Raw genomic sequence first — 17,165 nt, 5'->3', positions numbered from 1 at the left:
TTACACTCCTTATGCTACTACAAGCAGACGCTTGACGTGATACATGTCGACCTTCTTAATGAGAGCGCCCTTACGCAGGTTACGCTTACGCTTAGTGGTCATCTTGGTTTGAATGTGGCGCATACCAGCGCGCTTGAACTTGACGTGGCCGGAGCCGGTCAGGCGGAAGCGCTTCTTGGAACCGCTGTGAGTTTTCATCTTAGGCATTTTTACCTCGTTAGGTTATTAAGTTAAGCCTCACCTGCTGCCATGGGCTCGGTTACGGGCTTCGGTGCATCCTGCTGCTTTTTGGCGGCAGCGGCACCACGCTTAGGACCATAGATAGAAAGCATGGTATTGCCTTCGACTCTAGAGTCCATTTCAAGGTCGCCAAAGGCGGCCAAGTCTTCTTTTGCACGTTCCATGAGACGCTTGCCATAATCCATATGGGCCATTTCGCGACCGCGGAACTGCATGATAAGCTTCACCTTCATGCCATCCTGAAGGAATTCACCTGCCTGCTTGATGCGGTACTGGTAGTCGTTTTCGGCGGTCTTGGGGTGCATCTTGATTTCTTTCAGCTTCACCACATGCTGCTTGGCCTTGGCGGCCTTAGCCTTCTTGACCTGCTCGAACTTGTACTTACCGTAGTTGATGATCTTGCATACGGGGGGCTTAGCATTGGGAGACACTTCCACCAGGTCCAGACCGGCGTCCTTAGCCATCTGCAAAGCCTTGTGGGTTTCGATGATGATGGCTTCGCCTTCTTCCTTCACAAGACGGATGGGGGAAATACGGATGTCTTCGTTGATGCGGGTGCCGTCGCTCTGACGGTTGGGCATCTGACGGCCACGGGGGGGTTGTAAAGCCAAGTTAAGCTACCTCAGGTAAATTGTTTAAGTGGCGTAAATTTAACATTTTTTTTGAAAAATTACAATACTTTTTTATTTACCCCTTTAAAATCGGGTGTTTTTTTGTATAATTGAGCACAAATTGCGGCGGTAGCTCAATGGTAGAGCTTTAGCCTTCCAAGCTAATGGTTGCCGGTTCGATCCCGGTCCGCCGCTTTTACAAAAAGGTCCCTTCCTCTGGAAGGGACCTTTTTTAGCACCCTCCCCCAACCCCCTCCTCAAAGGAGGGGGACTTTTTTGCTGGACGAACCCGATCTTAGCACCCTCCCCCAACCCCCTCCTCAAAGGAGGGGGACTTTTTTGCTGGACGAACCCGATCTTAGCACCCTCCCCCAACATCCTCTCCAAAGGTGGGGGGACTTTTTTGCTGGACGAACCCGATCTTAGCACCCTCCCCTGGCCCCTCCTCGATGGATGTTTTGGGTCCATTTGGCGATGGTTACTAACCAGACCCTCTAGTCATCGGCGTTTAGTTAGTAAAAATTACTTTGTCCACAACCATTTTACTAACCAAATTCCATTTTTCAGGGAGCTTGGTTAGTAAAGGCATCTCTTTATCTGGATCTTTTCCATAAAAACTACTATCCAATCCAGCATTTACCCGAAGATTAGTTAGTAACCGGAAGCAAGAAACATTTTCAAACGTCCAAAATATTGTAATCCAACGCCGTTTTTCTACATTTGCACTTGTAAAATTTTGCCGCCACGGAGGCACCTATGTTTTTTGAGCAGGCTATTGCAAACTGCGTCCCCAATTACACCCGCGAAGCCGATTCCGCCCACGGCGAATCTTTGGCCATGTTCGACTACAAGGACGAACTGAAAATCAAGAATCAGGCCATCAAGGAATTCTGGGACGTGAACCGTCTGGCAGGCAATCCGCAGAACGTCATCGCAAGCCCCATGCCCCGCGGTTACCGCACCACCAGTAAGCGACGCGTGGCCATGGTCCCGGGCAACCTGCAGTTCGACCGCCAGGAATCCATGCTGGAACCGGAAGAACACAACAAGATTTACGACCTGCTTTTCGAAAAGCTGATCACTCCGGCTTACAAGCCCCTGGCCTATGCCTTGAACTGGATTATCATCCGTGGTACTTACCGCTACCGCGTGGTCATTTTTAACATCAAGAAAATCGACGCCACCATCGTCCGCAAACTGAAGCAGATTTCCGAAGTGCTGCAGAAGAGCGAACTGAATGTAACCGCCGCCCACGCCTATGTAGACACCACGGAATCCGACTACTATCTGGAAGCCAAGCGCCCCACGGAAGGTCTGAATTTCAAGCAGCTTTACGGACCCCGCGAGCTGGCTCTGAACCTAGGTCATTTCAGCCTGAAGTACCCTGTCACCGGATTCAGCCAGATTAACGAAAGCCAGATCCACAACTTGATCAAGGCCGCCAGCCGAATGCTGAGCCTTACCAAGGAAGACAAGTTCCTGGATTTGTACTGCGGCTACGGTCTGTTCAGTTTCGCCCTGGGCGAAGCCGCCAAGTCTGTGCTGGGCGTCGAATGGGAAGGTCCTTCCATCGAAACCGCCAAGGCCAGCGCCCGCTACCTGAAGAAGAACTACAAGTTTATCGCAGGCAAGATCGACGAAGATTTCGTGCAGTTGCGCCTGCCCCGCGTTGTGCCCGGCGAACCGGAAAAGATTCTGCTGGACCCGCCCCGCAAGGGTTGCGAACCGGGCGTCATTCACGCTCTCGCCATGCGTAAGCCCATCCGCGTGTGCCACGTTTTCTGCGGCACCGACGAAATCCCCGCCGCCCTCAAGGAATGGGAACGTTACGGCTACCGCGTCCGCGAAGTGCAGCCCCTGGACTTGTTCCCGGGAACTCCCCATCTCGAAACTATCGTGATGCTGGAGAAGAAGTAGATCGTTAATTATGAGTTATGAATTACGAGGTACGAGATTTTTCCCATAAAGCTCCATCCAGCTTCTTAATTCATACTTTATAATTCATAGTTAGGTCCGCATGTCTACAGCGCCTCAATCACACATCTCCGTCGCAGAATCCCGCCCCGCATTGTGGACGCGCCCATTTGTAACGTGTTCCGCAGCCAACTTTCTTCTATTCTTCAGCTTTTACCAGCTGTTGCCGGTTCTGCCGTTGTACATCTTTGAAAAATTCCAGACGGACAATTCTACCGCAGGAATCATCATTTCGCTGTACACTATCGGCGCCCTCTGCTGTAGGCCCTTCGCGGGCTTCCTGGTAGATAGCCTCAATCGCAAGCCGCTGTATTTCTGGACCTTCTTTGCATTCACCTTGTGCTTTGTGGGCTACTGGGCTCTGGGACTTTTGCCCCTGCTTGCAGTGGTCCGTTTCATGCACGGCGTGTTCTTCGGAATTTCTACCACGGCAAGTAACACCGTCGCCATTGACGCACTTCCTAGCAGCCGCCGCGGCGAAGGCATCGGCTACTTTGGCATTAGCGTGAACCTGGCTTTTGCCACAGGTCCCATGACCGGCATGTTCCTTTACGAAGGTCTCGGAAGCAACGTGGTTTTCGCCATTTCAGTGGCCCTTTGCGTAATAGGCCTCATCCTGGTAAAGACGCTTCCCGTAAAGCCTCGCCCCAAGGTAAAACGTCCGCCCCTTTCCCTGGACCGCTTTTTCTTGACCCGCGCCTTTCCTCAATTCCTGAATTTCATTTTCGTAGGATTCGCCTACGGTCCCGTCACCAACTACATCGCTCTTTATGCAAAGGAACAAGGCATCGGCGGAAGCGGCTGGTTCTACGCCCTGATTGCAGCCGGCCTCATTATAAACCGCGTTCTTACCGGTCGCCTGATTGACAAAGGATGGCTTACCCGTCTGGTGGGCATGGGCATGACCTTGAACGTGGCGGCCTACTTACTGCTTTCCTTCTGCGGCACTTTGAGACCAATGATTCCCGGTGGAACGACCTTGCTGTTCTTTGCATCGGCTTTGATGATTGGTACAAGCCTGGGACTTATTTTTCCGGGATATCAGACTATGTGCGTCAACCTGGCAAGACACGATCAACGAGGTACAGCCAATAGCACATACCTGAGCGCCTGGGATATTGGAATCGGGGCAGGCATTCTAACAGGTGGATCCATGGCACAGCATTTCGGGATGCACCAGCAAGTATTCCTGGCATGCAGCGCCGCGCTGTTCGTCGCCGACATCATGTACCTAAGTTACACCAGCAAATACTACACAAGGGAAATGAGCAAGGAGAAAGGTTAAAGCGTAAAAGGTTAAAGGGAGATATGAGTTGTGTGTTAAAGTAAGGCGACTCTGGCGCGATTATCTGGCTCATCGCTCAAGGCTCAAAACTCTCCGCTGAAAGGAGCCGCAGGCTCCGAGCTCACACCTCGTACCTCATACCTATTTTTTCATATCTTATATCTCATAATCTGATATCTTTAGTCTAGGATTCTTTTATGAAAAATCGTCTTTTAAAAATTTCCTTGCCGGCGTTCGCCTTGGCTTTTGCATTCACCGCTTGCAACAAGCAGGAAGTGAAGTCTGAAAACACTTCCGAAGTCAAAGCAACAGAATCCGCAGAAACTTCCGTAGCAAATGAAAACACAACGGCCCCGGAAGCTCGTGCCGTGACCAAGACCATCACATTGGCAGACGGTTCCACTGTCACCTGGATCCAGGACAACGCAGGCGAAAAGCTGAACCCTCGCGACCTGTTCAGCGACGCCAGTGATTCTCTCTACAACAGTTTGAATCTCCCTAACGGCATTCCCGCCACGGTTAGCACTTACCTCCTGAAGTCCCAAGGGGAATACGTCCTCTTCGACGCAGGTCTGGGAGCATTCGGCGGACAGATGCTGAACCACTTGCAAGAACTGAACATCAGCCCCGATTCCATCACCAAGATTTACCTGACCCACTTGCACGTGGACCACATCAACGGTCTCGTGAACAAGACCGACACCGGTTTTGAAAAAGTCTTCAAGAACGCCGCCGTCTATGTGGGCCAAGTTGAAAAGGACGCCTGGTTCAACGACATCAAGGACAACGGTCTTGCCGTCGGCATTCTGAACACATACAGCGACAGCCTCAAGCTCTTCGCCTTTGGCGACACTCTGCCCCACAACGTCATCGCCATGGACGCCGTGGGTCACACGCCCGGCCACACCGTTTTCCAGAAATCCGACTTGCTGATTATCGGTGACCTGATGCACGGTTACGCTTTGCAGAAGGACCATCCCGAAATCAATTCCAATTACGACATGGACAAGGAAAAGTCCATCGAAGCCCGCAAGCGAATTCTCGCCTACGCCAAGCAGAACAACCTGACCATGGCCGGCATGCACCTTCCCCCGCCGGGATTTGCAAAGTAAGGTTCACGATGAAACCCTGGAAACTTCTTGATACGGAATACCTGGTAAACGCACCCTGGCTAAAAGTGGCCAAGGAAAAATGCGAGCTGCCTAACGGAAAAGTCATCGACGATTTCTACACATTGTGGCAGCCCGATTGGGTTTTGATTCTGGCACGTACCGCAGACGGTAAATGGGTCATGACAGAACAGTACCGCCACGGCACAGGAAAAATCGCATTGGAATTTCCTGCGGGAATCATCGACAAGAATGAAACTCCCGAAGAAGCCGCCCTCCGCGAGCTGCAGGAAGAATGCGGTTACGGAGTCACCAGCGCAGCTAATAAGCAAGTGCCTTTATACCTGGGTTCATATCCGGTGAACCCGGATCGTCACCGTGGAAAGTTCCATGTGGTATTCATCGACGGCGTAATCCGAGCAGGCGAAACCCACTTCGACGAAACCGAAGAAATAGAATCCTCCGAATTTTCTGACGAAGAACTGCAGGCCAAAATGCTTGACGGAACATTCAATCACCCGTTGCAGATGGCGGGTTACCTCAAGTGGAAACTGAGCCAGAAGTGATCGAGCTCGCCTCACGAAAACTGCAGTTACCCATTCTCGTTCTCGGTTTGAACGGTGTTCCGGGCTACGCCCTTTTCAGGCACTTCAACAAACTTTTTGGCGGCACCGACGAAAGCGACGGCACCAGCGGAACAATCCATCCGGCCCCCCGTCACCCTGATGCAGCGGCACCACTAATCGGCATCCGGCCCATCAAGCATCCCTGCGTTTTTGGATCCGATGTAGTAGCCATCGACGCCGAAGATACCGCAAGCCTCACCCGCCTTTTCGAAAAGCATCAGTTCAAGACGGTCATTGACGCCAGTGGAAACTGCGCCCTAAAGGCCTGCGAATGTGACACACCCCGAAGCCATCTGCTGAACTGCGAACAGGGTGTAGATGCCGCCCAGCTGGCCGCCGATTACAACTGCACCTTCGTAAGAATTTCAACGGACATGGTCTGGAGTGGCAGCGAAGAAACTGCCCAACTCCGCCCCTACAAAGACGACGCGCCCAAGGATCCTATCCACAATTACGGCAAACACCAGCTGGAAGCAGAAATCGAAATCCAGCGGATCAAGCCCGATGCCGTAATGCTTCGCGTGCCACTGCCTATGGATTACGCCCCCGGCGGTTGCGCTGGAGCCATCGACTGGATCAGCTACCGTTTTAGACCGGGTCGCCCTGCCACCCTCTATACCGACGAATACCGCAGACCCATCTACGGAAACGACATGTGTCGCGTGGTGCAGTACATTCTGGAACACGAATTCCCTGCAGGGATTTACAACTGTGGCGGCCCCCGCCGAGTCACCCTTTATAACGCAGGCCAGTTGGTCAACGCCATCGGAGGTTACCCCGAAGAACTGCTTCATGGTTGTCCCCGAATTGATGCAGGACCCATGCCCCCGCGCGTAGGCGACCTGGACATCGACAGCAGCAAACTTTACAGTCTTCTTCCAGAAGGCTTTATCCGCCCCTGGCCTTTTGACGACGCCATAGTTCCCACAGGCAGGGATTGGCACAAGACTTTTGGCAGAAACTGCCCCGACAAGCACCGAGTCGGCAGCGAAGAAGCCATTTATAGACTTTTGGTCATTGGTGAAAAATTGGACTTTTAGGGCATTTTTCGTCAAAAATCAGTTTTTTCGTGCTTTCTAAACCAGTTTGTTTGTTTTTGTTTATATTTTCCTTATAAGACTTCCTGTACCAATACAGTGAAATCAACATTAAGAAGGATGCAAACAATGGTTATTAATAAGATTCAAAAAGAGGACTCTATCGTTCTTGCACCGGAAGGATTCCTGGATACCGCAAACGCCCCCGCTTTTGAAACCGAAATGGAAGCCGCTTCCAACGAAACCAAGAATCTCATTGTGGATTTTGCCAAAGTCGAATACATTTCCTCTTCCGGTCTCCGCGTCCTGCTCAAGATTCAGAAAAAGATGAATGGTTGCGGCAGCCAGAAACTCATCAATGTCAGCGACAACGTTAAGGAAGTGTTTGAACTGACCGGTTTCGTCGACATCCTGGACATTGCCTAAAGAAAGCTATATCATATAGTCTGAAGGAAGGCTCAACATGGCTAGCGAGAAAAAAACGTTTCCTGTTCAAAAGGAAAGTCTTTCTGACGTCCAGGAATTCGTATCCCTTTGGGCAGAAAACAATGACATAGGAATGAAGATTTCTACAAAGCTCTCCATTTGTGCAGACGAAGTTGTGAGCAACGTCGTTTTCTATAGCGGCGCAACAGAGCTGGAAATCACTTGCAGCAAGGAAAATGGCATGGTAACCATGTCTCTCCGCGACAACGGCAAGGCCTTTAATCCTCTTACCGAGGTAAAGGAACCTGACACAACAGCCAGCGCCGAAGAACGGGAAATTGGAGGCCTTGGAATTTTCATGGTTAAGAAGATGATGAATTCCGTTTCTTACGAAAGGGTTCAGGAGTCAAACGTCTTGACCATGACAATCGCCATTTAATACAATAGCCAACGTATAAGGAGAAATATTATGAGCACCAACGAAAAAATCAATCAGGAAATCTCCGAAGACGAACTGGATCAGGTTTCCGGAGGCAACGCAGCAAACACCATCGGCGCAGGAACATTCGTTGATGACGCCGTAAAGGCAGCCAAGGCAGCCATTGACCAGCTAAAGAAAAGCCTTCCTGGAACTGGCAGATTCTAAATGCCTCTTTTTAGAAAAACAGCTCTAGAAAAAATATCCTCCCCCGAACAGCTAGACAAGATGATCGTGGCAATTTCGCCATCATCCTGGATAGCGATCGTGGGCGGTTTTGTTATTGTATTCTGCGTGGCCCTCTGGTCATTTTTAGGAACGCTCCCCCAAAGCATTACTGCCGAGGGAGTCTTTCTTGATTCCGACGAATCTACCCTGGTCTGCTTTATTCCCGTAAACGAAAGCTACGACATCAAGGCCGGTCAAAAGGCGATCATTTCCACCCAGTTACAACTGCTGAACGGAACAGTACGTCAAGTCAAGCCCTACACCGCATCAGATGAAGAGCTTGTAGAAAATCTCCGAAAAAAAGTTGAAGGCAACTCCAGCACATCCGTCTTCGCACAAGTGGAAATCCAGGCCACAGAGGCCAACAAGCTCAAGGGTACTTCCGCAAGAGCCGAAATCATCACTAAGGAAGTGGCCCCCATAGAATTTCTTATTTCCGGGGCAAAATAATGGCAGTCGCCAAAACGCCCACAGTGCTACAAATGGAGGCCACCGAATGCGGCGCGGCCTCGCTTTGCATGATTACCGCCTTTTACGGATTGCACATTCCTCTAGAGCAGATGCGCATCGAGACGGGAGTTTCCCGAGACGGCAGTAAGGCGAGCAACATTCTAAAGGCGGCCCGCAAATTCAATTTCGAGGCCAAGGGATACAAGCGTAGTTTTGAAGGTCTTCTTCAGACAGAAGGCCCCTGCATTATTCACTGGAACTTCAACCACTTTGTAGTTTATGAGGGCACCCGCGGAAAGTTCGCATACATAAACGATCCCGCCATGGGCAAGCGCAAGCTCACCTTGCAGGAGTTAGACGAAAGCTACACGGGAATCGTACTTACCTTTACCCCCACCGAAAATTTTCAGAAGGTCTCCCTCAAAAAAAGTTTCATAGACCTCCTGAAGAAACGTCTGGCAGGCGAAAAAAAATCATTGCTTTCCCTCATTGCAGTGGGCCTTCTGCTGATTTTGCCTGGCGCACTGATTCCAGCATTTTCTGCATTCTTTGTGGACCAGGTTCTTGCGGTCCAGAATAATCAATGGCTTCACTTTTTGCTGGGCGCCATGTTCTGCACTTTGATATTCAGCTCGATACTGAACTATTACAGGGAAAAAATTCTTATTCGTTTGCGGAACAAAAAGAGCCTCCTGTCCACCTACAGTTTTATAAATCATCTGTTCAGACTGCCCATGGGATTCTTCAGTCAGAGGTACTCGGCAGACATCGCCAACCGAATAGACAATAACGAATCCGTAAATAGTTTCCTGTACAACCAGTTTGCAGAAACCATCCTGAATGTTTTCGTAGCCCTGTTCTATTTTATCATCCTCGCAAAGCTTAGCGTGGTGCTGGCCCTGATCGGGCTAGTCAACGTCCTGTTCAATTCCCTGATGATGAAACTGCAGGCAAAATCCGTTTCTAACCTGGCTCAACGTTACCAGCAGGACTTTGGAAAATTGGCAGGTTCCCTGTCTGCAGGAATTTCTCTGACCAGTACATTGAAGGCTTCTGGCGCCGAGGCGCGCTACATGGGTATACTGCAAGGCCATTACGCCAAAATGGCCAATGTCGGAAATCAACTGCAAAAGAAGCAGGAATCCCTTTCTACAATTCCCGAAATTTCAGGAATCGTTTCAAGCATTCTCGTGTTGATGATTGGCGCTCTATTTGTTATTGACGGATCCATGACTGCAGGCGCACTCCTCGCCTCATCAACGCTTCTAGCCTCATTCATGTCGCCCATGAACGACCTGCTGACTTTCTACAATCAAGTCCAGACCCTTAAGGCCGACTTGAATCGAGTTGACGACATAGAAAGCTACCCCGAAGACGAGACCTTCAAGGAAACCGAAAAGATCCATATGGAAACAAAACTTTCAGGACGTCTGGAGTTGCGAAACATTTCCTACGGTTACAATAACTTGGAGCCAGCCCTTGTGGAGGATTTCTGTTTTAAACTGAGCAGTGGGCAGTCCATTGCATTGGTGGGTTCATCGGGCAGCGGAAAGTCAACCGTCTCAAAAATCGTCAGCGGCCTATTCGCGCCCTGGAATGGCGAAATGCTTTGCGACGACATTCCTGTCAGCAAGATTCCGCAAGACGTTCTTTCGGCAAGTATCTCTACTGTAAGCCAGCAGATTTCCCTTTTCAACGGAACCATTCGCGACAATTTGACCATGTGGAATTCTACAACGCAGGAAAGCGACATTCTGCAAGCCGCCAAGGACGCCTGCATCCACGACATGATTATCTCGAAGCCAGGCGCATACGATTTCAAACTGGCTGAAGGCGGAGCAAATATTTCGGGTGGAGAACGTCAGCGTCTTGAAATTGCACGAGCCCTGGTAAAGAATCCCACCATCCTTATTCTGGATGAGGCCACCAGCGCTCTCGACCCCATTACCGAAAAGAAGATTCTCGACAATATCAAACGACGCGGCTGTACATGTCTAATTGTCGCCCACAGACTTTCCACTATTCGTGATGCCGATGAAATCCTGGTCATGGAGCACGGGAAAATCATTCAAAGGGGCAACCACGAATCACTAGTAAATGCAGAAGGAACCTATCAAACCCTAGTAAGGAGCATGTAAATGGAAATCTCTTTACAGAGCGGCAAATTGTATTTGACTAGCGAGCCTACCATTTTTACCGTGGTAGAAGGGTCTGCCCTTATCTACATCGTCCCAATTGAAGAAAATGCCGCAGGGCGACGAATCCTCCTCTGTGAACTTTCTGCGGGCGAACAGTTCCCATCTTTCTGCATCGATTCCGAATTACTTGGCCACTGGAGTTTTGGCATTTCTACCCTTGAACACGTAAAGCTCGAAGGTAACTCCGCATCCGCCGAAGACATATCCAATGCCAACGCCACATTCGCAAAAAAAATCGGAATCAGATACTTTGATGAAGATTCCTACAACGAAATGGTTGTAGAAAAATACAGGCTGAACCTCATCAAGGAAGAAGGTACCATTTACGCCACCAGCGAAGAACAGCGCAAGACCACTGCAAAAAGTTTCCAGATTATCTATGACTTTTTCGAAAAGCGCGAAAATCAGAAACTCCTGTCGAGCCGCACGGGCAACAACCTTTACGACGCGATTCACAGTTTGGGAATTCACCAAGGTTTTTCAATCGCTTCTATCGACCGTATTCGTGAAAGCTGCGGCAAGCGTTTTGAGCTGAACGACATAACTCGAATAAGCCATGTAACCCTCCGTCCGGTCATTCTGGAAGCGGACTGGTTCAAAAAGGATTGCGGTTCTTTCCTGGGATATTCCTCTGACGGCGAACCCTTGGCATTTCTGTGTTACGGCCATGGAGTCTACAAAGTATGCAACCCGGCAACAGGTGAAATTTCTGCCGTAACGGAATCAAACGCTCAGCAAATCTTACCTAGTGCATTTGTTTTCTATAGACCGTTCCCCAACAAGAAAATTGGTTTAAGGGACTTGATATTGTTTGGATTGAAAGACATCCAGAAAAGAGACATTTTCACATTCGCATTACTCTCGCTCATATGCACATGCATCGGCATGTTCCTGCCGGCATTAAACCAGATCATCTTCGATAAGGTCATCCCCCTGCAGAACAAGAACGAACTCATTCAAATTTGTTTCGTCGTACTTGTTTTTGCCGTAGGCAGCGCCGCCTTCGCCCTGGTCAAAAATTTTGCCATGCTTCGTAGCATCAACACGATGAAAATCAGCATACAGAGTGCCGTTTTCGATCGACTGTTTTCTTTAAGCGAAAGTTTCATTCAAAAATTCCCTAGCGGAGAATTGACCATCAAGGCACTGCAACCAGTTAGAATTTTCAGTCTTCTTTCTAACGGTTTATTTAGAACGCTCCTTGGCGGAATTTTCTCGGTTTTCTTTTTCTGCCAGATGGTTTCTATATCTTCCTCGCTGGCCCTCATAGGAGTCGGATTGACAGTCCTTATCGCTGTCGTGGCGGTTATCATTTGCCATCGGCAGATTGATGTCGAGCGCATGATCATCAGAAGCGGAAATCAAGGTTCCAGCTGGATGATCCAGGCTATCAACGGCATTTCAAACATCAGGATCGCAAACGCCGGCAACCGCTTCATTCTTGAATATCTGAAGTTCTATGCAGAACAGAAGAAAATGGAACAGAAACAGGAATGGACGCAAAATAAGTTCAACATATTTATTAACGCGCTCCAAATCTTTGAAAGCATCTGCTTTTTCTATCTGGCCAGCCACACAGAAACGTTGTCCACCGGTCAGTTCCTGGCATTCGTTTCTGCATTCGGATTGTTCTCCAACGCCATCATCCTCTGCCTTGTAGAGGCATTCTCTGCCGTAACGGCAATCCCCATGTTTGACGAATGTAAAGTCATTCTGGATGAACTTCCCGAAACTTCTGACGATACCCTACTGCCAGGCAAAATCGCAGGCGACATTGAAGTAAACAACGTCAGTTTTTCTTACCCGGGTGCCGAAACCCCGACACTAAAAAATATCAACCTCAACATAAGGGAAGGGGAATACATCGGCATCGTTGGCAGTTCCGGTAGCGGAAAATCTACCCTATTAAAATTACTGCTTGGATTCGAGAAGCCTACCCTTGGAAAAATTTATTACAGCAAGAACGACATCGACAAAATTGACAAGAAGGAACTTCGAAAATATTTTGGTGTGGTCTTGCAAGATGACAAGCTGATTTCAGGATCTATTTTTGAAAACATTACTGTAGCCCATCCAAAGACAACTCTAGATCGAGTTCAAGAAGTAATTAAAAATGTCGGCCTAGAAAAAGACATCCAGGAAATGCCCATGGGCATTCATACTGTTCTTTCGGGAAGCTGTTCTACGATCTCGGGTGGACAACAGCAAAGAATTCAAATTGCCAGAGCCATTGTCGGCAAACCCAAAGTTCTATTCTTTGACGAAGCGACATCAGCCCTGGACAACCAAACTCAGGCCATCGTCGGCGAGACCCTTTCAAAAATGAAATGCACCAAGATTGTCGTAGCCCATCGCCTAAGCACGGTCATTCACTGCGACAGAATCATCGTTGTAAACAAGGGTGAAATTGTTGAATCCGGATCCTACGAAGAGCTTATGGGCAAGAAAGGTTTCTTTTACGATTTATCATCTAGACAGAATTTATGATATTGAAAAATATTGCAAAAATGGTTCTTACGACAATGATCGCGGCGAACATTCTCGCCTGCAACAGCGAAGTAGAACACAAGGAAACAGCGGTCTTAAAACACACGGAAAGAGTTATGAAACTAGAAAACGTGGCTAACGTAAGAGAGCTGGGAGGAATCAAGACTTCCAACGGAAAGCAGGTAAAGTCAAACGTTCTTTTCCGGTCGGCCAACCTGGCTAAAGCCAGCGAAAATGACGTCAAGTTTTTGCAAGGTTTGAACCTCAAACTGATTTGCGATCTCCGCACGGAACAGGAACGCGAAAATAATCTGGACGTTGAAATTTCTGGCGCGCAGAATATATGGTTTAACGTACTGGGGGCGCTTCCCCAAAAAACATCAAGCGTCAAGCAAACCGAGGAAGGCGTTAAAATCGGGAAGGCTATGAACCCCAACACATTCAACGAAGAAGCGGCAGCACATCTCGCCGACTTCGTGCAAACGGGTGTCTTTGACAGCGTCATGGAAAACCTGTACGTAGGTCTAGTCGCCAAGGAGCACGCCCAGCAGGAATACTCAAGAATGTTCGATTCCATTCTCGCCACCCAGGGCGGCACCATTTTGTGGCACTGTTCCCAAGGCAAGGACCGCGCAGGACTGGCTTCAGTTTTCATTCTTTCGGCCCTTGGCGTAGACAGCACATCTATCATGGAAGATTTCGCAAAGTCCAACGAATCCTATCAAACCATGGTTGACGTCGCTCTCAAAGTCGCCCAGGATAAGGGACTTTCCAAGGAGCATCAAGGTGTTATCCAGGCAATGCTCGGCGTGAACCCCTCTTATATGAAACGCGCCCTGGATTATATCAACGCAAACTTCGGTTCCATGGAAGACTATATGGAGCAGAAAATCGGCCTAACCGCAGAAAAGAGAGAACTCCTTCGTTCTTTCTATCTAGAATAGAGTTCGTTGAACGCAGGAAGCTTCTGCAAAGGCAACAAGAAAGTCTCGGTGCAGTTGCTTATCGCCATACTTATCAGGCGAACCTGTTTCAAGATCTTCAGCGGAATAACCGCTGGAGATTTTTTCTAGGGTGACACGCTGCGCAGATTCATCATAGGAAAATGCTATTCGGAATGTGCGGTAGGCAAGCACCCCTGTTTTTGCATTTTCATCCAAAGTCAAACGTCGACGAGTGCCGTCAAAAACACCATCGCTAAAACCGCCTCGGCCCAACTGCACCTGAGAAAAGCTGTACAGGTCAAAGGTACTGCGTTCAGCAATCCACTCGTTCTGTTTAACAAAAAAGTCAGACGCACTCACCTGCCATTTTTCCCCATCCTGTTCGTCAACCCAGCCCGCTTTCGCGTTAGGGAACGCATCGGCCATGGGGATGTAGGGTTTAATGTCCAGCACGGGAGTTTCGTTTAGCAAATCCGCTTCATCCACGTAAAGGGTCAATCCCTCCACTTTCAGCAAGCGAACACAGCTAAGGCCAATGGAATTGGGGCGATAGGGGCTTCGGCTTGCAAAGGTTCCTACGCGGTCCTTGCCCTTGGGCGGTACAGGAGGCCTTGTCGTGGGGCGCCAACCTTCATTTTCGTGAAATTGGAAGATGACCCAGATACGTTCAAAGCCATCCAGGTCCCGCAAGGCCGTTTCAAAATTCTGACCTTTACTCAGTTCAATGCGGCCCGGATGCCCAGCGAAAAGTCGACCCTGTCGGGGAGCCTCGTACTTGTATACAGCATCGCCAAAAAATGTACCAATGGGAGTCACTTCCATGAATACAAAGTTAGAATTTCTATTATTACCTTAGTCCCTATTCCACTGGAGTTATCCAATGAAACCATCGACTTTCTTATCCAAGGTTTTGGCCACTGCCGTTTTAGCAACAGCCTCAGCATTTCTCTTTAACGCCTGCGATTCCGCAAACGCAAATGTTCGTTTTGGTTCAGGCAACAAAGGCGGTCTCTACGACACCTTCGCCACCACCTTCGCCGAAAAAATCAACGGCGCCGGCAAGACTTTCAAAATCCAGCCCAAGAACACTGCTGGTTCCCACGCCAACATCCGCCTCATGGAAGAAGGTTTTATTGACCTGGGAATTGTCCAGGCAGACATCCTCAAGGATCACCTGATGAGAAGCCGCAAGGTTTCTGCAATTTCTGCGGTGGCGGGTCTTTACACCGAATCCATCCAGATTGTGGTTTCGGCCGATTCCGAAATCAGGACCGTAGCCGATTTGCAAAACCGCCACGTCTCCGTTGGCGAAGAGGAATCCGGTGTGTTGCGCAATGCAGAAATCATCCTGGAAGCCTACGGCATTACCTTTGAAAAAATCCAGAAGGAAAATCTCAATTTCAAGGACGCCGCAGCAGCACTTCGCGAAGGTCGCATTGACGCCTTCTTCTGCACCGCTGGCATTCCCACGCCCTCTATCAGCGAGCTTTCTGCAAACAAGAACATCCGCATTATTTCTCTGGATTCAGCAGACATGACCCGCATCATGAACCTGCACCCAGAACTCACCGTAAGCGAGATTCCCGCCAACACTTACGCGGGCCAGGATTCTGCGGTGCAGACTCTCGGAGCCAAGGCCGTTCTCGTGGCAAGTCAGCTTTTGGACAGCGCAACCGTCGCAAAAATCACCGAAGAAATTTTCACCGTAGGCGCTCAGCAGACTGTAGGCATTCCTGTGGGATTTCACCCCGGTGCAGCGGCCGTTTACAAGACCAAGAACATGAACGTGGAAATTGCCGCACCTCTGCCCGGCCGCGGCCCCATTCCTTCTACTGGCGACTAAGGAGACCCGATGTACAAACTTTCTTTAGACATGTATCAGACATTGGCCCTTGCCGTAGTAGTTCTTGTATTCGGCGCCAACCTGAAAAAGCAAATCAAGTTGCTGGAGAAATTCTGCATTCCCTCACCCGTTGTGGGCGGTATCGTATTCGCCTTCATTTCCTGCATTCTATACAAATTAAACGTCTTGGAATTTTCCTTTGACGAGACTCTTAAATCCATCTGTATGATGGTGTTCTTTACCTCGGTAGGATTTAACGCAAACCTTAAAATCTTAAAAAGTGGAGGCATCAACTTGGTATTGCTTCTGGTTTGCGTCTGCGTCTTGATCGTATTCCAGAATTCCCTGGCAGTCGCCTTGGCCAACCTCTTGAACGTCAGCCCGTTGGTAGGACTTTCTGCTGGATCCATTTCCATGGTTGGCGGCCACGGAACAGCGGGCGCATTCGGCCCCGTTCTCGAGGACTTCGGCATGGAAGGGTCAACAACCCTCTGTACCGCAGCAGCCACATTTGGCCTTGTGGCAGGTTCCCTGATGGGCGGCCCCATTGGTAGAAAGTTGATTATCAAGCACGACTTGCTCAAAACAGTCAAATCTCAAAACCAGGCGGAACTGAAAGAGGAACAGAGCAAGTATCGCCGTTCCGCACAGCGCTATTCTACCGCCGCATTCCAGTTGGCAATCGCCATGGGCCTCGGAACATTGGTTTCCACGCTCCTTTCAAAGACTGGCATGACGTTCCCCTCTTACATTGGCGCCATGATCATCGCCGCCATCATGAGAAACATCTGCGAGTATAGCAGCAAGTACGAAGTCCATATGGGTGAAATCCGCGACGTTGGTGGCATTTGCCTTTCCCTGTTCCTGGGAATCGCCATGATTACCCTGAAGCTTTGGCAGTTGGCCTCCCTGGCATTGCCCCTGGTGATTTTGCTCTGCGCCCAGACACTGCTCATGTTCCTGTTCGCCTATTACGTGGTGTTCAACGTCATGGGTCGCGATTACGATGCCGCAGTGCTTTCGGCAGGTGTGTGCGGTTTCGGCATGGGAGCCACCCCCAACGCCATGGCCAATATGCAGGCACTGACACACCGTTACGCCCCCGCCGTGAAGCCCTACCTGCTTGTGCCCATTATCGGCAGCATGTTCGCCGACTTCATCAACAGCCTCTGCATCACCTTCTTCATCAACCAGTTCTAGGGTCGGCCTTCGGCCTTTGAGGAATGAGG

Annotated in this window: 17 protein-coding genes and 1 tRNA gene; 15 read left to right on the top strand and 3 right to left on the bottom strand. The window is 49.6% G+C overall.

The features are described from left to right. Window positions 1-9 precede the first annotated feature (9 nt). Both rpmI and infC read right to left on the bottom strand, forming a co-directional pair. A complete protein-coding gene (gene rpmI / locus BUB38_RS06580; RefSeq protein WP_073158842.1) occupies window positions 10-207 on the bottom strand; it encodes a 50S ribosomal protein L35 in 198 nt (65 codons plus the stop codon). A gap of 23 nt (window positions 208-230) precedes the next feature. Then, on the bottom strand, window positions 231-851 hold the full coding sequence (infC, locus tag BUB38_RS06575) for a translation initiation factor IF-3 (RefSeq protein WP_249269383.1): 621 nt from the start codon (window positions 849-851) through the stop codon (window positions 231-233). A 123-nt stretch (window positions 852-974) separates the two neighbouring features. Between infC and BUB38_RS06570 the strand changes: the two genes are divergently transcribed. From BUB38_RS06570 to BUB38_RS06510, 13 genes are all read left to right on the top strand, one after another. Beyond that, window positions 975-1,046 (top strand) — tRNA-Gly (locus BUB38_RS06570). A gap of 561 nt (window positions 1,047-1,607) precedes the next feature. Next, window positions 1,608-2,768, top strand: a complete 1,161-nt coding sequence (locus BUB38_RS06560) for a class I SAM-dependent RNA methyltransferase (protein ID WP_073158837.1) — start codon at window positions 1,608-1,610, stop codon at window positions 2,766-2,768. A gap of 100 nt (window positions 2,769-2,868) precedes the next feature. Beyond that, window positions 2,869-4,110, top strand: coding sequence for an MFS transporter (locus BUB38_RS06555; protein WP_083541989.1), 1,242 nt, complete (start codon window positions 2,869-2,871; stop codon window positions 4,108-4,110). A 197-nt stretch (window positions 4,111-4,307) separates the two neighbouring features. Next, window positions 4,308-5,222: an MBL fold metallo-hydrolase gene (locus BUB38_RS06550; RefSeq protein ID WP_073158833.1), complete on the top strand. Its 915-nt coding sequence runs from the start codon at window positions 4,308-4,310 to the stop codon at window positions 5,220-5,222. A gap of 8 nt (window positions 5,223-5,230) precedes the next feature. Continuing rightward, a complete protein-coding gene (locus tag BUB38_RS06545) occupies window positions 5,231-5,785 on the top strand; it encodes an NUDIX hydrolase (RefSeq protein ID WP_073158831.1) in 555 nt (184 codons plus the stop codon). Beyond that, window positions 5,782-6,885, top strand: a complete 1,104-nt coding sequence (locus tag BUB38_RS06540; RefSeq protein WP_249269384.1) for an SDR family oxidoreductase — start codon at window positions 5,782-5,784, stop codon at window positions 6,883-6,885. Before BUB38_RS06545 ends, BUB38_RS06540 begins: the two co-directional genes overlap by 4 nt. 126 nt (window positions 6,886-7,011) lie before the next feature. Beyond that, window positions 7,012-7,308 (top strand): STAS domain-containing protein, encoded by a 297-nt coding sequence (locus BUB38_RS06535; protein WP_073158829.1) that lies wholly within the window; start codon window positions 7,012-7,014, stop codon window positions 7,306-7,308. 37 nt (window positions 7,309-7,345) lie between these two features. Continuing rightward, the gene (locus BUB38_RS06530) at window positions 7,346-7,747 is read left to right on the top strand and encodes an ATP-binding protein (RefSeq protein ID WP_073158827.1); all 402 of its coding nucleotides are present in this window, start codon (window positions 7,346-7,348) and stop codon (window positions 7,745-7,747) included. A gap of 30 nt (window positions 7,748-7,777) precedes the next feature. After that, window positions 7,778-7,954 carry a bacteriocin gene (locus tag BUB38_RS16005; protein WP_112131996.1) on the top strand — a complete coding sequence of 59 codons (177 nt, stop codon included), beginning with the start codon at window positions 7,778-7,780 and terminating at the stop codon, window positions 7,952-7,954. Continuing rightward, window positions 7,955-8,464: a hypothetical protein gene (locus BUB38_RS06525; RefSeq protein WP_073158825.1), complete on the top strand. Its 510-nt coding sequence runs from the start codon at window positions 7,955-7,957 to the stop codon at window positions 8,462-8,464. Next, complete coding sequence (locus BUB38_RS06520) at window positions 8,464-10,602, top strand: NHLP family bacteriocin export ABC transporter peptidase/permease/ATPase subunit (protein ID WP_073158823.1); 2,139 nt, start codon at window positions 8,464-8,466, stop codon at window positions 10,600-10,602. Before BUB38_RS06525 ends, BUB38_RS06520 begins: the two co-directional genes overlap by 1 nt. Continuing rightward, window positions 10,603-13,149 carry an NHLP bacteriocin export ABC transporter permease/ATPase subunit gene (locus BUB38_RS06515; RefSeq protein WP_073158821.1) on the top strand — a complete coding sequence of 849 codons (2,547 nt, stop codon included), beginning with the start codon at window positions 10,603-10,605 and terminating at the stop codon, window positions 13,147-13,149. Window positions 13,150-13,265: 116 nt separating this feature from the next. Further along, a complete protein-coding gene (locus BUB38_RS06510; protein ID WP_175547649.1) occupies window positions 13,266-14,093 on the top strand; it encodes a tyrosine-protein phosphatase in 828 nt (275 codons plus the stop codon). On the opposite strand, the gene tsaA is transcribed toward BUB38_RS06510, so the two are convergent. Further along, window positions 14,085-14,915 (bottom strand): tRNA (N6-threonylcarbamoyladenosine(37)-N6)-methyltransferase TrmO, encoded by an 831-nt coding sequence (tsaA, locus tag BUB38_RS06505; RefSeq protein WP_249269385.1) that lies wholly within the window; start codon window positions 14,913-14,915, stop codon window positions 14,085-14,087. The genes BUB38_RS06510 and tsaA overlap by 9 nt on opposite strands. Before the next feature lie 58 nt (window positions 14,916-14,973). Here tsaA and BUB38_RS06500 point away from each other — a divergent pair, with 58 nt between their 5' ends. Both BUB38_RS06500 and gltS read left to right on the top strand, forming a co-directional pair. Next, window positions 14,974-15,936 carry a TAXI family TRAP transporter solute-binding subunit gene (locus BUB38_RS06500; protein ID WP_083541986.1) on the top strand — a complete coding sequence of 321 codons (963 nt, stop codon included), beginning with the start codon at window positions 14,974-14,976 and terminating at the stop codon, window positions 15,934-15,936. A gap of 9 nt (window positions 15,937-15,945) precedes the next feature. Beyond that, window positions 15,946-17,136, top strand: coding sequence for a sodium/glutamate symporter (gene gltS / locus BUB38_RS06495; RefSeq protein WP_073158816.1), 1,191 nt, complete (start codon window positions 15,946-15,948; stop codon window positions 17,134-17,136). Window positions 17,137-17,165: the final 29 nt, after the last annotated feature.

It is taken from the genome of Fibrobacter sp. UWH5 (assembly GCF_900142505.1).
Taxonomy (GTDB): Bacteria; Fibrobacterota; Fibrobacteria; order Fibrobacterales; family Fibrobacteraceae; genus Fibrobacter.
This window is presented reverse-complemented; position numbering and strand designations above follow the sequence as displayed.